General features: G+C 72.0%; 9 protein-coding genes. 7 read left to right on the top strand and 2 right to left on the bottom strand.

Annotation, left to right across the window (positions count from 1 at the left end; all coding sequences use genetic code 11):
- Window positions 1-7: 7 nt before the first annotated feature.
- A complete protein-coding gene (locus tag ACIQ6Y_RS10710) occupies window positions 8-1618 on the bottom strand; it encodes an NADH-ubiquinone oxidoreductase-F iron-sulfur binding region domain-containing protein (RefSeq protein ID WP_404035431.1) in 1611 nt (536 codons plus the stop codon).
- Window positions 1615-2925, bottom strand: a complete 1311-nt coding sequence (locus ACIQ6Y_RS10705; protein ID WP_404035428.1) for a cytochrome b/b6 domain-containing protein — start codon at window positions 2923-2925, stop codon at window positions 1615-1617. The genes ACIQ6Y_RS10710 and ACIQ6Y_RS10705 overlap by 4 nt, the downstream gene beginning before the upstream one ends.
- Before the next feature lie 387 nt (window positions 2926-3312).
- On the opposite strand from ACIQ6Y_RS10705, the gene leuS reads away from it, so the two are divergent.
- The 7 genes from leuS (at window position 3313) to holA (ending at window position 13572) form a co-directional block, all read left to right on the top strand.
- Entirely contained in the window at window positions 3313-6195 is a 2883-nt protein-coding gene (gene leuS / locus ACIQ6Y_RS10700) for a leucine--tRNA ligase (RefSeq protein WP_404035426.1), read from the top strand.
- A gap of 247 nt (window positions 6196-6442) precedes the next feature.
- Complete coding sequence (locus ACIQ6Y_RS10695) at window positions 6443-7177, top strand: hypothetical protein (RefSeq protein ID WP_404035423.1); 735 nt, start codon at window positions 6443-6445, stop codon at window positions 7175-7177.
- 71 nt (window positions 7178-7248) lie between these two features.
- Window positions 7249-8094 carry a DegV family protein gene (locus tag ACIQ6Y_RS10690; protein ID WP_404035420.1) on the top strand — a complete coding sequence of 282 codons (846 nt, stop codon included), beginning with the start codon at window positions 7249-7251 and terminating at the stop codon, window positions 8092-8094.
- A gap of 156 nt (window positions 8095-8250) precedes the next feature.
- Window positions 8251-9354, top strand: a complete 1104-nt coding sequence (locus ACIQ6Y_RS10685; protein ID WP_404035418.1) for a helix-hairpin-helix domain-containing protein — start codon at window positions 8251-8253, stop codon at window positions 9352-9354.
- On the top strand, window positions 9351-11945 hold the full coding sequence (locus ACIQ6Y_RS10680) for a ComEC/Rec2 family competence protein (protein ID WP_404035415.1): 2595 nt from the start codon (window positions 9351-9353) through the stop codon (window positions 11943-11945). The genes ACIQ6Y_RS10685 and ACIQ6Y_RS10680 overlap by 4 nt, the downstream gene beginning before the upstream one ends.
- A gap of 170 nt (window positions 11946-12115) precedes the next feature.
- Window positions 12116-12361, top strand: a complete 246-nt coding sequence (locus tag ACIQ6Y_RS10675; protein ID WP_404035412.1) for a hypothetical protein — start codon at window positions 12116-12118, stop codon at window positions 12359-12361.
- A 224-nt stretch (window positions 12362-12585) separates the two neighbouring features.
- On the top strand, window positions 12586-13572 hold the full coding sequence (gene holA, locus ACIQ6Y_RS10670; protein WP_404035409.1) for a DNA polymerase III subunit delta: 987 nt from the start codon (window positions 12586-12588) through the stop codon (window positions 13570-13572).
- Window positions 13573-13597 lie beyond the last annotated feature (25 nt).

Raw genomic sequence — 13597 nt, 5'->3', positions numbered from 1 at the left:
ACGGCGCTCAGCGCCCGAGCGCCCGCCGGCCGCGGCCCTGCGACAGTACCGGCAGCGTGTTGCGGGCCGGCTGCACGCGCGTGTCCTCCTCGAGGCGCAGCGCCAGCGCCGGACAGCGTCGTACCGCGCGCAGCGCCTTCGCCTCGGCGTAGCGGGGCACCGAGGCCTGGGCGACCGTCGGGAAACCGTCCGCGCCCAGCTCGAAGACCTCCGGCAGGATGTCCGCGCACAGGCCGTGGCCCCGGCACAGTGTCCAGTCGACGTAGATCTTCTGACGGCTGGGGCCGTTCTCCTGGGCCTCGCCGCCGCCCGGGATTCCTGTGGGGGCCCTGCCGCCCTCGAAGAGCGGCAGAACGCCCTGTACGGGCCTTCCGCAGCCGTTCCCGAGCACGTGCGCCGCGAGGTCGTCGGTGAACGCCTTGATGGTCGACTCCAGGAACATCGCCGAGCCGTCCGGGTGCGAGCACGCCCCGCGCCGCTTCACGTTCCTTGCGACCTGCTTCAGCGCCTCCAGCGCGGCCGGCCCGCCGCCGTTGAGGATGTCCTCCATCCCGCGCGCGGCCGCGGGCAGTCCGAGGTAGCAGGGGCCGCACTGGCCGGCGCTCTCCTCGGCCAGCCACTGCGCCACCCGCAGCGACTCGCCCAGCGGGCAGGTCTCCTGACCGATCGGCAGGATCGCGCCGGCGCCCAGCGAACCGCCCACCGCGTCCAGGGAGTTGCGGGAGACGATCGCCTCGTTCACGGTCGCCGCATCGATCCACTTGCCGTGGTAGCCGCCGGTCAGGACCCCCTGCGGCATCGGTGGGGCGCCTGCCAGCTGCAGGACGTAGCGCAGCGGTACGCCCGTGGGGACCTCGATCACCATCGGCCGGGCGACCGCGCCGGAGACTGTCAGCATGACCGTGCCCGGTTCGTCGTACAGGCCCGTGTTGCCGTACCGCTCCGGGCCGATCCGGGCGGCGATGGCCAGCTGGGCGAACGTCTCCGCGTTCGACAGCAGGGTCGGCGCTCCGCCGACCCCGCTCTGCGAGGCGCTGATCTTGCGGCCCGGCGGGATCGCCGGGCCGCCGTCGATGGAGCGGATCAGCGAGGCCGCGGCACCGGTGACCATGCGCACCGGATTGCGCTGCACACGCGCGCGTAGCGCCGATCTTCGTCCGTTGCTCAGGCCGCGCTCGGCGAGCGCGGCCTCCATCGAGCGCTGGGTGGACTCCCGCGTCACCCCGACGACGAGCGTGCGGGCGCCGAGCGCCTCGGCACACAGCAGCGCGCCGTCGAGGATCAGATGCGGGGCACGGTTGATCAGCACCGTGTCCTTGCGGCAGGCCGGTTCGTCCTCACTGCCGTTGATCACGACGACCGGCCGTACACCGCGGCGGATCGCCGATTCGGCGACCGACCGCAGCTTCTTGTGGAAGGGGAAGCCCGCGCCTCCGCGGCCCCTGAGGTTGATGCGTTCGGCGAGCTGGGCGAGCTGCTCGCCGGCCATCGGCTCGAGCGGCCCGTGCACCTTCAGATGCATGGGCAGGTCGAGCCGTTCGACAAGGTCGAAGCCTGACGTGAGCTGCGGAAGTCCGACGACGCGGACTTCCGGGACGTCGGGCAGGGCCTCGTTCACTTAAAGCCTCCGGAAGGCGTGTTCCAAGGTTCGCCCGAACCCGGTGCCTCGTAGTCGTAGTCGTAGGAGGCACCGGGGAATGGTTCAGTGGCGGGACCGCTGTTGTACGTGTCACTCGGGTTGTACGTGCCGTAGAGGGTGTTCGACTCAGCGGTGTCGTACACGTCACTCGAACCGTAGGTCTCGGTGCCCGAATTGCCATAAGCGGGGACGGTGTATCCCGTGTCCGCGAGGGGGTCGTACGCCGACGGCGGGGCCTCGCCGACCGGCGGCGGCGACGGGATCGGCCAGGCGCCGGAGGCCGACGAGCCGCTGTCCGTGAGCGGGAGGGACTGGGTGCTCGGGAAATCGGGCAGGTCCATCCGCGCGGTCTCGTCGGCCGTGAACGGCTGTGCCGCGCGCGGGCGCCGCGACACCGCGCGGTAGGCGGCCGCGAAGCCGCCCGCGCGCTCGGCGGGAGCCTCGTAGGCCCCGGAAGCTGTCCGCTGGTCGAAGCCCGCCCGGCGACCGGCCCGGCGCCCCGCGCGGTGGCCCGCCCCGGCCTCCCCGCCGTATCCCGGCAGCGCGGAGGCCTCCGCCCTGTCGCGGTCGCCTGCCGGCTCCTCGCGGCCCGGCCCGTCCTGCGTGCCGAGCAGCGCGGTGATCCGGTCGGCGACCTTGCGCTTGACCGGGCGAGGGGCGGAACGCAGGGCCAGGGCGGCGATCACGGCCACCAGGGACAGGCCGTAGAGGAAGACGAAGACCGGCTTCGCCTCGCGGCCGGCGTACAGGCCGTGGAGCAGGGCGGCGCACCAGGCCGGGTAGGCGAGCATGTGCATGGCGCGCCAGCGGGCGGCGACCGGGGCGGGGGAGGCGAAGGCGCCACGCAGGGCGCCGGTGATGCCCACGAAGATCATCAGAAGTCCGGCCAGGCTGCCCAGGCCGATCAGCCCCGCGCTGCCGGTGACGCCGAGCGCGAAGGGGATCACCGCGGCGACCAGTTCCACATGGTCGAGGGCGATCTTGGTAGTGATGTGCAGCAACAGGAACGCGATCGAGGCGACCGCGGTGGTCCGGTGCACCGCCTGGCCGATGATCCGCTGGCGTGTGTTCAGGAAGATCCGGTCCTGGGCGACCAGCCCCCAGATGACCGAGCAGCTCAGCGACACCAGGCACAGGACGCCGGCGCCGAAATTGAGGAAGTCCCGGAAGGCGTCACCTCCGACCAGCACGACCAGGGGTATGAGGATCAGAGCGGCAGCCGTCACCGCCCCATAGGCCGAGCGGCCGGGTTGGGGGAGCGAGGGGGACTTACGTCGAGGGTTCATGGGGGCAACTCCGAGCGGTTCGGGAAAGCGGTCCCGCTGCCGCACTCTAGGTCGCGCCATACCGGTGGGTACGAGGTTTGAGTTATTGCGTTGTTATCAAATGACAATGGGCTTGTTGTGATGCCCCTTAGCGGCTGTTACGCGAAGTAATCATTGACCTTTGTTCAGCGCCTGCCGTGGAAGGCCGTCGCGGGCCGCTCGACCGCTGCGGTACCCTGACGCCATGCGTGCCGTACGCCTTCTGCTTAGCGAGCCGCGCTGATCAGTCCCGGCCACGGGTGAACGGAGTGGCCGGAATCGGCGCGGCGTCCCCTCCTGTGCGAGGGGATTTTTCGTTTCCCGAGTGACACGCCGCTGGCAGAGACGATCGATGGAGCTTTGAGGATCATGAGCGAGACGAACCCCGCTGCCGCCACTGGCATGTCGGCGGATGCCGCGCCGCACCGCTACACAGCCGCCGTGGCCGCTGAGATCGAGGCACGCTGGCAGGACTTCTGGGACGCCGACGGCACCTACGAGGCGCCCAACCCGAGCGGTGACCTGGCGGGTGACCCCGAGCTGGCCGCCAAGCCCAAGAAGTTCATCATGGACATGTTCCCGTACCCCTCCGGTGCGGGCCTGCACGTGGGCCACCCCCTGGGCTACATCGCCACCGACGTCACCGCCCGCTTCCAGCGGATGACCGGCCACAACGTCCTGCACACCCTGGGCTTCGACGCCTTCGGCCTGCCCGCCGAGCAGCACGCCGTCCAGACCGGCGAGCACCCTCGGATCACCACCGAGGCGGCCATCAACAACATGAAGTCCCAGCTGCGCCGGCTGGGCCTGGGCCACGACAAGCGCCGGTCGTTCGCCACGATCGACCCGGACTACTACAAGTGGACCCAATGGATCTTCCTGCAGATCTTCAACTCCTGGTACGACGACGAGGCCAAGAAGGCCCGGCCGATCTCCGAGCTGATCGCCCGGTTCGAGTCCGGTGAGCGCGCCGTTCCCGGCCACACGCGCGCGTGGAGCGAGCTGACCGAGGCCGAGCGCGCCGACGTCCTGGGCGAGTTCCGCCTGGCCTACGCCTCCGACTCGCCGGTCAACTGGTGCCCCGGCCTGGGCACCGTACTGGCCAACGAGGAAGTCACCGCCGACGGCCGCTCCGAGCGCGGCAACTACCCCGTGTTCAAGGCCAAGCTGCGCCAGTGGAACATGCGCATCACCGCCTACGCGGACCGCCTGCTGGACGACCTGGAAGAGCTGGACTGGCCCGAGGCCATCAAGCTGCAGCAGCGCAACTGGATCGGCCGCTCCGAGGGCGCCCGCGTCGACTTCCCGATCGACGGCGAGCGCATCACCGTCTTCACCACCCGCCCCGACACCCTGTTCGGCGCGACCTACATGGTGCTGGCGCCCGAGCACCCGCTGGTCGAGAAGTTCACCCCGGAGGCCTGGCCCGAGGGCACCCACCAGGTGTGGACCGGCGGCCACGCCACCCCGGCCGAGGCCGTCGCCGCGTACCGCACGCAGGCCGCCTCCAAGTCCGACGTGGAGCGCCAGGCCGAGGCCAAGGACAAGACCGGCGTCTTCATCGGCGCCTACGCCACCAACCCGGTCAACGGCGAGCAGATCCCGGTCTTCATCGCCGACTACGTCCTGATGGGCTACGGCACCGGCGCGATCATGGCCGTCCCGGCGGGCGACCAGCGCGACTTCGAGTTCGCGCGCGCCTTCGAGCTGCCGATCCACTGCATCGTCGAGCCGACCGACGGCCGGGGCACGGACACCTCGACGTGGGAGGACGCCTTCGCCTCGTACGACGCGAAGATCATCAACTCCTCGAACGACGAGGTCTCCCTGGACGGCCTGGGCGTCGTCGACGCCAAGGCCCGCATCACGGAGTGGCTGGAGCGCAAGGGCATCGGCGAGGGCACCGTCAACTTCCGCCTGCGCGACTGGCTGTTCAGCCGCCAGCGCTACTGGGGCGAGCCCTTCCCGATCGTCTACGACGAGGACGGCGTGGCCCACGCGCTGCCCGAGTCGATGCTGCCGCTGGAGCTGCCGGAGGTCGAGGACTACTCCCCGCGCACCTTCGACCCGGACGACGCCGACACCAAGCCCGAGACGCCGCTGTCGCGCAACGAGGACTGGGTCGACGTCACCCTGGACCTGGGCGACGGACCGAAGAAGTACCGGCGCGAGACCAACACCATGCCCAACTGGGCCGGTTCCTGCTGGTACGAGTTCCGGTACCTGGACCCGCACAACGACCAGAAGCTGGTCGACCCGGCGATCGAGCAGTATTGGATGGGCCCGCGCGAGGGCCAGCCGCACGGCGGCGTCGACCTGTACGTCGGTGGCGCCGAGCACGCCGTGCTGCACCTGCTGTACGCGCGCTTCTGGTCGAAGGTCCTGTTCGACCTGGGTCACGTCTCCTCGGCCGAGCCGTTCCACAAGCTGTTCAACCAGGGCATGATCCAGGCCTACGTCTACCGCGACAGCCGGGGCATCGCCGTGCCGGCCGCCGAGGTGGAGGAGCGCGACGGCGCGTTCTACTACCAGGGCGAGAAGGTCTCCCGCCTGTTGGGCAAGATGGGCAAGTCCCTGAAGAACGCCGTCACTCCGGAGGCGATCTGCGCCGAGTACGGCGCGGACACGCTGCGCCTGTACGAGATGGCGATGGGCCCGCTGGACGTCTCCCGCCCCTGGGACACGCGCGCGGTGGTGGGCCAGTTCCGTCTGCTGCAGCGGCTGTGGCGCAACATCGTCGACGAGACGACCGGCGAGGCCACCGTCGTCGACGCCGAGCCCGACGAGGACACGCTGCGTGCCCTGCACAAGGCGATCGACGGCGTGCGCGGCGACCTGGAGGGCATGCGCTTCAACACCGCCATCGCCAAGATCACCGAGCTGAACAACCACCTGACCAAGACCGGCGGGGCCGTGCCGCGGTCCGTGGCCGAGTCGCTGGTGCTGCTGATCGCGCCGCTGGCCCCGCACATCGCCGAGGAACTGTGGCGCAAGCTGGGCCACGGGAACTCGGTCGTGCACCAGGACTACCCGGTGGCCGACCCGGCGTATGTCGTCGACGAGACCGTCACCTGTGTCATCCAGGTCAAGGGCAAGGTCAAGGCCCGCCTGGAGGTGCCGCCGGCCATCTCCGAGGAGGAGCTGGAGAAGGTGGCCCTGGCCGACGAGAAGGTCGTCGCCGCGCTGGGTGGTGCGGCGATCCGCAAGGTGATCGTGCGGGCGCCGAAGCTGGTGAACATCGTTACGGCGTAGGTGCCGGTCTTACGGGGCTGGGGCTCGGGCTGGTGTCGGAGTCGGGGCGGCGTTTCCGGCGCCGGCCTGGCCTGGCCTGGCCGGCCTTTGGCTCTCGGCCACCGAGGTCGGCCGGGTGTCGGTCGGCGACTCGGGGTAGTCCCCTACGGGCAGGTTCGGGGTTCTTCTGGAACTCCGGGCCTGCCTGTTGCGTTTACGGTTTAAGTGCGGCGCGGAGCGTGCCGCGGCAGTGCGGAGGAGGAGCGTCGTGGAAGCAGTGGTCGCAGTGGTCGTCCTGCTCTTCGCGCTGCTCCTCGCAGGGGGCGTCTACGCCACGGTGAAGGCGGTGGGTGCCGCCAAGCGCGGCGTGGACCGCACCCTCACCCAGGCCCGCCGCACCGTCGAGGACCACACCCTGCGGGCCAAGTCCTTCGCCCAGCCGGGCCCGGCGGGCGAGATCGCCCAACTGCGGCTGTCGCTGCGCACCTCGATGCGCGCCACGCAGGACGCGCTGCACACGGGCGTGGCCGAGGACGAGTCGCTGAAGGAGTCCCTCGGCCTCTTCCAGCGCCTCAGCGCCCATGGCCACGAGCTGGACGCCGAGCTGCGGCGCCTGGAGTCGGAGCCGGACCGGGCCGCGCTCGTCGAGCGGCTGCCCGCACTGCGCGAACGCACCGAGCGCATCACACGCTCGGCGGACTCCCTGCGCTGGGCCGCCCGCGACCGGGCCCGCCGGTTCGCCGACGACGACCTGGACTCCCTGAGCACACAGATCGACCTGGAGGCGGGTGCCCTGCGGCACTGGACGACCACCGACTCCGCCACCCCGCCGCCGTCGTGGCCCGAGGCGCCGAGCGCCGACACCGCGTCGGCCGGGCAGACCTCGCCGGGACCCGCGCAGGGACGACCGGCCGGGGAACCGGCACGGCAGGCCATCACCCCGCCCGGACAGCGTCCCGCCTACCCGTGGCAGAAGAAGCCCCGACCTGAAAGCACCACCTGAGGCGCTGCTGAACTCCCAGGTGAGCGGGGCCGGGCTGCCGCGCGGGCGCTACGCCAGGTAACCTCCAGCTCATGTCCCGCCATGTCGCGATCGTCACGGATTCCACGGCCTACCTGCCGCAGCGGACGATGGAGCGCCACGGGATCACCGCGGTACCGCTGACCGTGGTGCTCGGCGACCAGGCACTCGAAGAGGGCACCGAGATCTCCACCCGGTCGCTGGCCCAGGCACTGCAGAAACGACGCCCCGTCACCACCTCGCGCCCCAGCCCCGAACTCTTCGCGCAGCACTACCGCAAGGTCGCCGAGTCCGGCGCCACCGGCATCGTCTCGCTCCACCTGTCCGCGGAACTGTCCGGCACCTATGACGCGGCGGTCCTCGCGGCCCGCGAGGCGCCCGTTCCGGTGCGGGTGGTCGACACCGGCATGGTCGCGATGGCGCTCGGCTTCTGCGCGGTCACCGCGGCCGAGACCGCCGAGTCGGGCGGCACGGTGGACGACGCCGTCACCGCCGCGGAGAAACGAGCCGCCGGCACCTGCGCCTACTTCTACGTCGACACCCTCGACTTCCTGCGCCGCGGCGGCCGGATCGGTGCCGCGCAGGCGCTCTTCGGCTCCGCGCTCGCCGTGAAGCCGCTGCTCCAGCTGGAGGACGGCCGGATCGGCCCGCTGGAGAAGGTCCGTACGGCGTCCAGGGCCATCGCCCGCCTGGAGGAGCTGGTCGTCGACCGGGCAGGAGGCGCACAGGTCGATATCGCGGTCCACCATCTCGCCGCTCCCGACCGGGCCGGTGCGCTGGCGGACCGTCTGCGTGAGCGGGTGCCGGGGCTGGCCGATCTGCATGTCAGCGAGGTCGGAGCGGTGATCGGGGCGCACACGGGCCCTGGGCTGCTCGGGGTCGTGGTCTCGGCGCGCTGAGAGACAGCGGGGACACGGCTGTCGGCCGTTGCCGTTGCTGTTCGGTGAGGGAGTGGACCCACTCGTTCGGGTGACGGAGTTATCCACAACTGTGCGGCGATCCACGGAACTTGAGCGGGAGCGCCGTGAGGCCTTGATCTGCGTGATCCTCGTGGCATGGCACTTCGATCACATCCACGTACGCCGTCCGCGACGAGTGGGCCCGGCCGGGCCCTGTCCTCCGACGGCCGCATCCGACACCGTCACCGCCGCCGGCCCGTCCGCGCCCGGCACGGTCACCGCCCGTCTGCCGATGAACTGCGACGCCGCGCGGAGGCGCTGTTCGTGGAGTCGCCGCCCGTGCCGCGGAGGGAGGCCGGGGCCGGACCACCACGGGTGGTGGAACAGGGCTCACCGCCGACGTGGCGAGAGGAGGTGGAGTCGGCGCCCGGCGGAGTGAGTGAACGGGGGACACCCGAAGCCGTTCCGGTAGGCGGTGGCGACAGCCGCGACTTACGGGGGCGGGTCGGTCTCGCTCTGCGGGAGCGGATGCCGGTGTGGCTGCAGGCCAGGTGCGGGCTGGAGCGGCGCAGCGTAGCCGCGCTCGCGGTGGTGCTGGTCGTGGCCGGGGGCCTCGCGGTGACGCACTTCTGGAGCGGCCGTACCCAGCCGGTGCAGGCGCCCGAGATCGTGCGTGCGGCCGGTTCTTACGAGGAGCAGCAGACCGGGGATGCCTCCGGGCACAGCTCTCCGCCGGTCAGCGCGCCGGTAGGGGGGTCTGCTGGGGCGGCGCCTGCCGAGATCGTCGTGGACGTCAGCGGCAAGGTCCGCGAACCGGGTATCCACCGGCTGCCGGCCGGGTCGCGGGTCGCGGACGCGCTGCGGGCCGCGGGAGGGGTGCGGCCCGGCACGAACGTCGACGGACTCAATCGCGCGCGGTTCCTGGTGGACGGGGAGCAGGTGATCGTCGGCGGCCCAGCCGTCGCAGGCGTCGGCAACAGCACCGGAACCGGCACCGGAACCGACATCGGCACCGGTGGAGCCGTCGGCGGTGTGCCACCAGGTCCCGGGACACCCGCCGGGCCCATGGCGCCGGTCTTCCTCAGTACGGCCACGGTCGAGCAGTTGGACGGCCTGCCCGGGGTGGGTCCGGTGCTCGCCCAGCACATCATCGACTACCGCACCCAGCACGGCGGCTTCCGCTCGGTCGACGAGTTGCGGGAGGTCAACGGCATCGGTGAACGCCGCTTCGCCGATCTGCGCGACCTGGTGCGGCCATGAGCACGGGGGCTCCGGCCGCTCTGGCCTCCGGTGCACGCCGGGCGGTGCACAGCGCGTCCGGCAGACGCCTGGGAGACGCCCACCCTCGGCAGGAGGCACCGGCCGATCTGAGGCTCGTCCCACCGGCTGTGGCGGCCTGGGCGACAGCCGCTCTCACGCTCGGCGCGCCGCCGGGGTGGGTCATTGGCGTGACGATCGCCTGCCTGGCCGTGGCGGGGGTGCTGCTCTGGAAGTGGAGCCAGGGGGTTCGCAGTGGCCGGGGTTCCGGTCGGCGCGGGTGGTCGCTCGGCGCGGTGGCGGCTGTCCTGCTCTGTGTCGCCGCGGCTGCCGTCTCGGCGGGGCTGCACGGGGCCGATCTGCGGCGCGGGCCCGTGCCGGGGCTGGTGAGGCAGTTCGCCACGGTGACGGCGGAGGTCGAGGTCACGTCCGATCCACGGCTCTCCAGACCTCGGGTCAGGGGGAACCGCATGGCGCCGGGTGTGGTGCTGATCCAGGCGGAGGTGCGCCGGGTCGTGGCGCCGGACGGGGCGGAGTCGGTGACGCGGACGCCTGTGCTGTTGATGGTCGACGCGCGGAAACGTGAGGGCGGGCCGTCCTCGACGGCGAGTCCGGTGTCGTCGCCGTGGCTCGAAGTGCTGCCCTCGACGCGGCTTCGGGTGACCGGGCGGCTGGCGCCGGCGGTCGTGGGCGGTGATCGGATCGCAGGTGTGCTGCGGGTGCGCGGGTCGGGGGCGCCGGAGGTGACGGGGCAGCCGTCGGGGGCGCAGCGTCTCGCGGGTCGGCTGTGGGAGGGCTTGCGCGAGGCGACCGAGGGGCTTCCGACGGATGCGCGGGCGTTGTTGCCCGGGCTGGTCGTCGGGGACACCTCGCGGATCACGCCGGAGCTGGACGAGGCGTTCAAGGAGACCGACCTGGCGCACCTGCTGGCGGTGTCGGGGAGCAACCTCACGATCGTGCTGGCCCTGCTGCTCGGCCCGCCGGGCCTGGCGCAGCGGGTCGAGCGCCGCGGGCTCGCGCCGCGCCTGGGGATCTCGCTGCGGACGACGGCGGTGCTGGGTGGGGTGCTGACGCTGGGGTTCGTGGTGGTGTGCCGGCCCGACCCGAGTGTGCTGCGGGCCGCCGCCTGCGGGTCGGTCGCGCTGCTGGCGCTGGTCACCGGACGCCGCAGATCGCTGATCCCGGCGTTGGCGACGGCTGTGCTGCTGCTGGTGCTGTACGACCCTTGGCTGGCACGCAGTTACGGGTTCCTGCTGTCGGTGCTGGCCACGGGCGCCCTGCTGACGGTCGCGCCGCGCTGGAGCACCGCATTGCAGAGGCGCGGGGTCCCGCCGCGGGTGGCCGAGGGGCTGGCGGCGGCCGGGGCGGCACAGGCTCTGTGTGCGCCGGTCGTGGTGGTGCTGTCGGCGCGGGTCAGTCTGGTGGCGGTGCCGTGCAATCTGTTCGCGGAGTTCGCGGTGGCACCGGCCACGGTGCTGGGCTTCGCCGCGCTGACGGTGGCGCCGGTGGCGATGCCCGTGGCCAAGGGGCTGGCGTGGGTGGCGGGTTGGCCGGTGGGGTGGATCGCGGATGTGGCGCGTGCCGGGGCGGCGCTGCCCGGCGGGGGAATGGACTGGCCAAAAGGCTGGGCCGGGGCGGCGCTGCTCGCGCTCGTCACGGTGGTGGTGCTGGTCGTGGGGAGGCGGTTGCTCGGCCGGCCTTGGCTGTGTGCGGTGTGTGGGGTGCTGCTGTTGCTGGTGGTGGTGCAGCCGCCGCCGTTCGCGAGAGTGATCAAGGGCTGGCCGCCGCCGGGCTGGCGGCTGGCGATGTGCGACGTGGGGCAGGGCGACGCGCTGGTGCTGGCGGCGGGTGCGGGCAGCGGTGTCGTGGTCGATGCGGGGCCCGATCCGGAACCGGTCGACCGATGCCTGCGGGCACTCGGCGTCACCAAGGTGCCTCTGGTGGTGCTCACGCACTTCCACGCGGACCATGTGGCTGGGCTCCCGGGTGTGTTGCGGGGCCGGTCGGTGGGGGAGATCCAGACGACCGGGTTCGAGGAGCCTGTGGAACAGGTGGAGTTCGTACGCAGAGAGGCGGCCGCGCGGCGCATCCCGGTCACTCGGGCTGTGGCGGGCGAGCGCCGGCGCACCGGTGATCTGGCGTGGCAGGTGGTGTGGCCGCCACCGCCGGGGGCGCCGCCGATTCGGGGCGGTGGTGTGGCCCAGTCGGTGCCGCTGATGGAGCCCGAGGGGCCGAACGATGCGAGCGTGACGTTGTTCGTGCGGTCGGCGGGGCTGCGGATGTTGTTGCTCGGGGATCTCGAACCGCCCGCGCAGCGGGCGTTGTTGAGGTCGCCTGCGGCTGCTCAGTTCGAGGGGGTGGATGTGTTGAAGGTCGCTCACCATGGTTCGGCGTACCAGGATCCGGACCTCATACGGAGGGTGGCGCCGCGGCTGGCGCTGATCTCTGCCGGGGTGGACAACCCGTACGGTCATCCGGCTCCTGGCACGGTTGCCGCGTTGCGGGCCGGGGGTGCGGTGGTGCTGCGGACGGATGCCGGTGGGGCGGTGGCGGTGACCGGTACGGGGGAGGGGATGAGGGTGGCGCGAGACTGACCGGGTGCCGACGGTGCGGGGGTCAGGGCGGCGGGTCCGGTCTCGGGGCGGTGGGGCTGGTCTAGGTCGGGGACCTCGTCGACCTTGGGACGCTCGAAGGCCTCGGGGCCCTCGGCGACCTTGGGACCCTCGGCGACCTCAAGGCGAGGGCCGTGGCGGAAAATGGGGGCGTGAGTGATGTGAGACATGTGCTGGTGCTGCCCGATCGTGATGCCGCGGAGGCGGTGGCGGAGGCGCTGGGGGAGCGGTTCGCCGTCGCTGAGGAGCCTCGGCTGCTTCGGGATGCGCTGGCAGGGGAGGACGACGCGGAGGATGCGCAGTGGCTGGTCGTGCTGCGGGACGAGGAGGGGCGGCTCGATCCTCAGGAGCTCGATGAGTTCGCCGGGGAGTGGGACGGGTGGCGTGAGGAGCCGTAGGCCGGCCTTCCTGGCGGGTGCGCGGCGTGGTGGCTGAGCCCGGGGCGTGACGCTCGCCCGCGCTGGCGGGGTGCCGCTGCGCCCACCCGTGCCGCCCCAGCGGCACGACTGCCCGCAGCGGGGAGGGCCAGGTGTCTGAGCGTGGCCGGTCTGGTCGCCGGCCCCGGCCGAGGGTGTCGCCCATGGCGGGTGGGTTGTCGGTGGGGCGTGACATGCTTGGGGCGATGGCCAGGAAGACTGCGAATGACGACCCTCTTGCCCCGGTGACGCTTGCGGTGGGGCAGGAGGACCTTCTGCTCGACCGTGCGGTTCAGGAGGTGGTGGCTGCTGCGAAGGCCGCGGATGCTGACACGGATGTGCGGGACCTGACGTCGGACCAGTTGCAGCCCGGCACGCTCGCGGAGTTGACGAGTCCGTCGCTGTTCGCGGAGCGGAAGGTCGTGGTGGTGCGCAATGCGCAGGACCTGTCGGCCGACACCATCAAGGATGTGAAGGCGTATCTGTCGGCGCCGGCCGAGGAGATCACGCTGGTGCTGCTGCATGCCGGTGGCGCGAAGGGCAAGGGGCTGCTGGACGCCGCGCGCAAGGTCGGGGCGCGGGAGGTGGCGTGTCCCAAGATGACCAAGCCCGCGGACCGGTTGGCGTTCGTGCGGCAGGAGTTCCGGGCGAAGGGGCGGTCCGCGACGCCCGAGGCCTGTCAGGCGCTCGTCGACGCCATCGGCAGTGATCTGCGGGAGCTGGCCTCCGCGGTGGCGCAGTTGGTCGCGGATGTCGAGGGGACCATCGACGAGGCCGTCGTCGGGCGGTACTACACCGGCCGTGCCGAGGCGTCGAGCTTCACGGTCGCCGACCGGGCCGTGGAGGGCAGGGCTGCCGAGGCGCTGGAGGCGCTGCGGTGGTCGTTGTCGACCGGTGTGGCCCCCGTGATGATCACCAGCGCGCTCGCGCAGGGCGTGCGGGCGATCGGGAAGCTGTCCTCGGCCCGGGGAGGCCGCCCCGCCGACCTCGCGCGCGAGCTGGGCATGCCCCCCTGGAAGATCGACCGCGTGCGACAGCAGATGCGCGGCTGGACCCCCGACGGGGTGTCCGTCGCGCTGCAGGCCGTGGCAGAGGCGGACGCCGGCGTGAAGGGCGGCGGCGACGATCCCGAGTACGCCCTGGAGAAGGCCGTGGTGATCATCGCGCGAGCGGCCCGTTCCCGAGGCCGCTGAGCCGTCCGCCCCGATCACCCTCGGC

Source organism: Streptomyces sp. NPDC096205, assembly GCF_044763135.1.
GTDB lineage: Bacteria > Actinomycetota > Actinomycetes > Streptomycetales > Streptomycetaceae > Streptomyces.
This window is presented reverse-complemented; position numbering and strand designations above follow the sequence as displayed.

What these genes read in the sequence shown, in the direction of transcription:
- ACIQ6Y_RS10705 (WP_404035428.1), bottom strand. Translation starts at nt 2,925, where the DNA reads ATGAACCCTCGACGTAAGTCCCCCTCGCTCCCCCAACCCGGCCGCTCG.
- leuS (WP_404035426.1), top strand. Translation starts at nt 3,313, where the DNA reads ATGAGCGAGACGAACCCCGCTGCCGCCACTGGCATGTCGGCGGATGCC.
- ACIQ6Y_RS10690 (WP_404035420.1), top strand. Translation starts at nt 7,249, where the DNA reads ATGTCCCGCCATGTCGCGATCGTCACGGATTCCACGGCCTACCTGCCG.
- ACIQ6Y_RS10685 (WP_404035418.1), top strand. Translation starts at nt 8,251, where the DNA reads ATGGCACTTCGATCACATCCACGTACGCCGTCCGCGACGAGTGGGCCC.
- ACIQ6Y_RS10680 (WP_404035415.1), top strand. Translation starts at nt 9,351, where the DNA reads ATGAGCACGGGGGCTCCGGCCGCTCTGGCCTCCGGTGCACGCCGGGCG.
- holA (WP_404035409.1), top strand. Translation starts at nt 12,586, where the DNA reads ATGGCCAGGAAGACTGCGAATGACGACCCTCTTGCCCCGGTGACGCTT.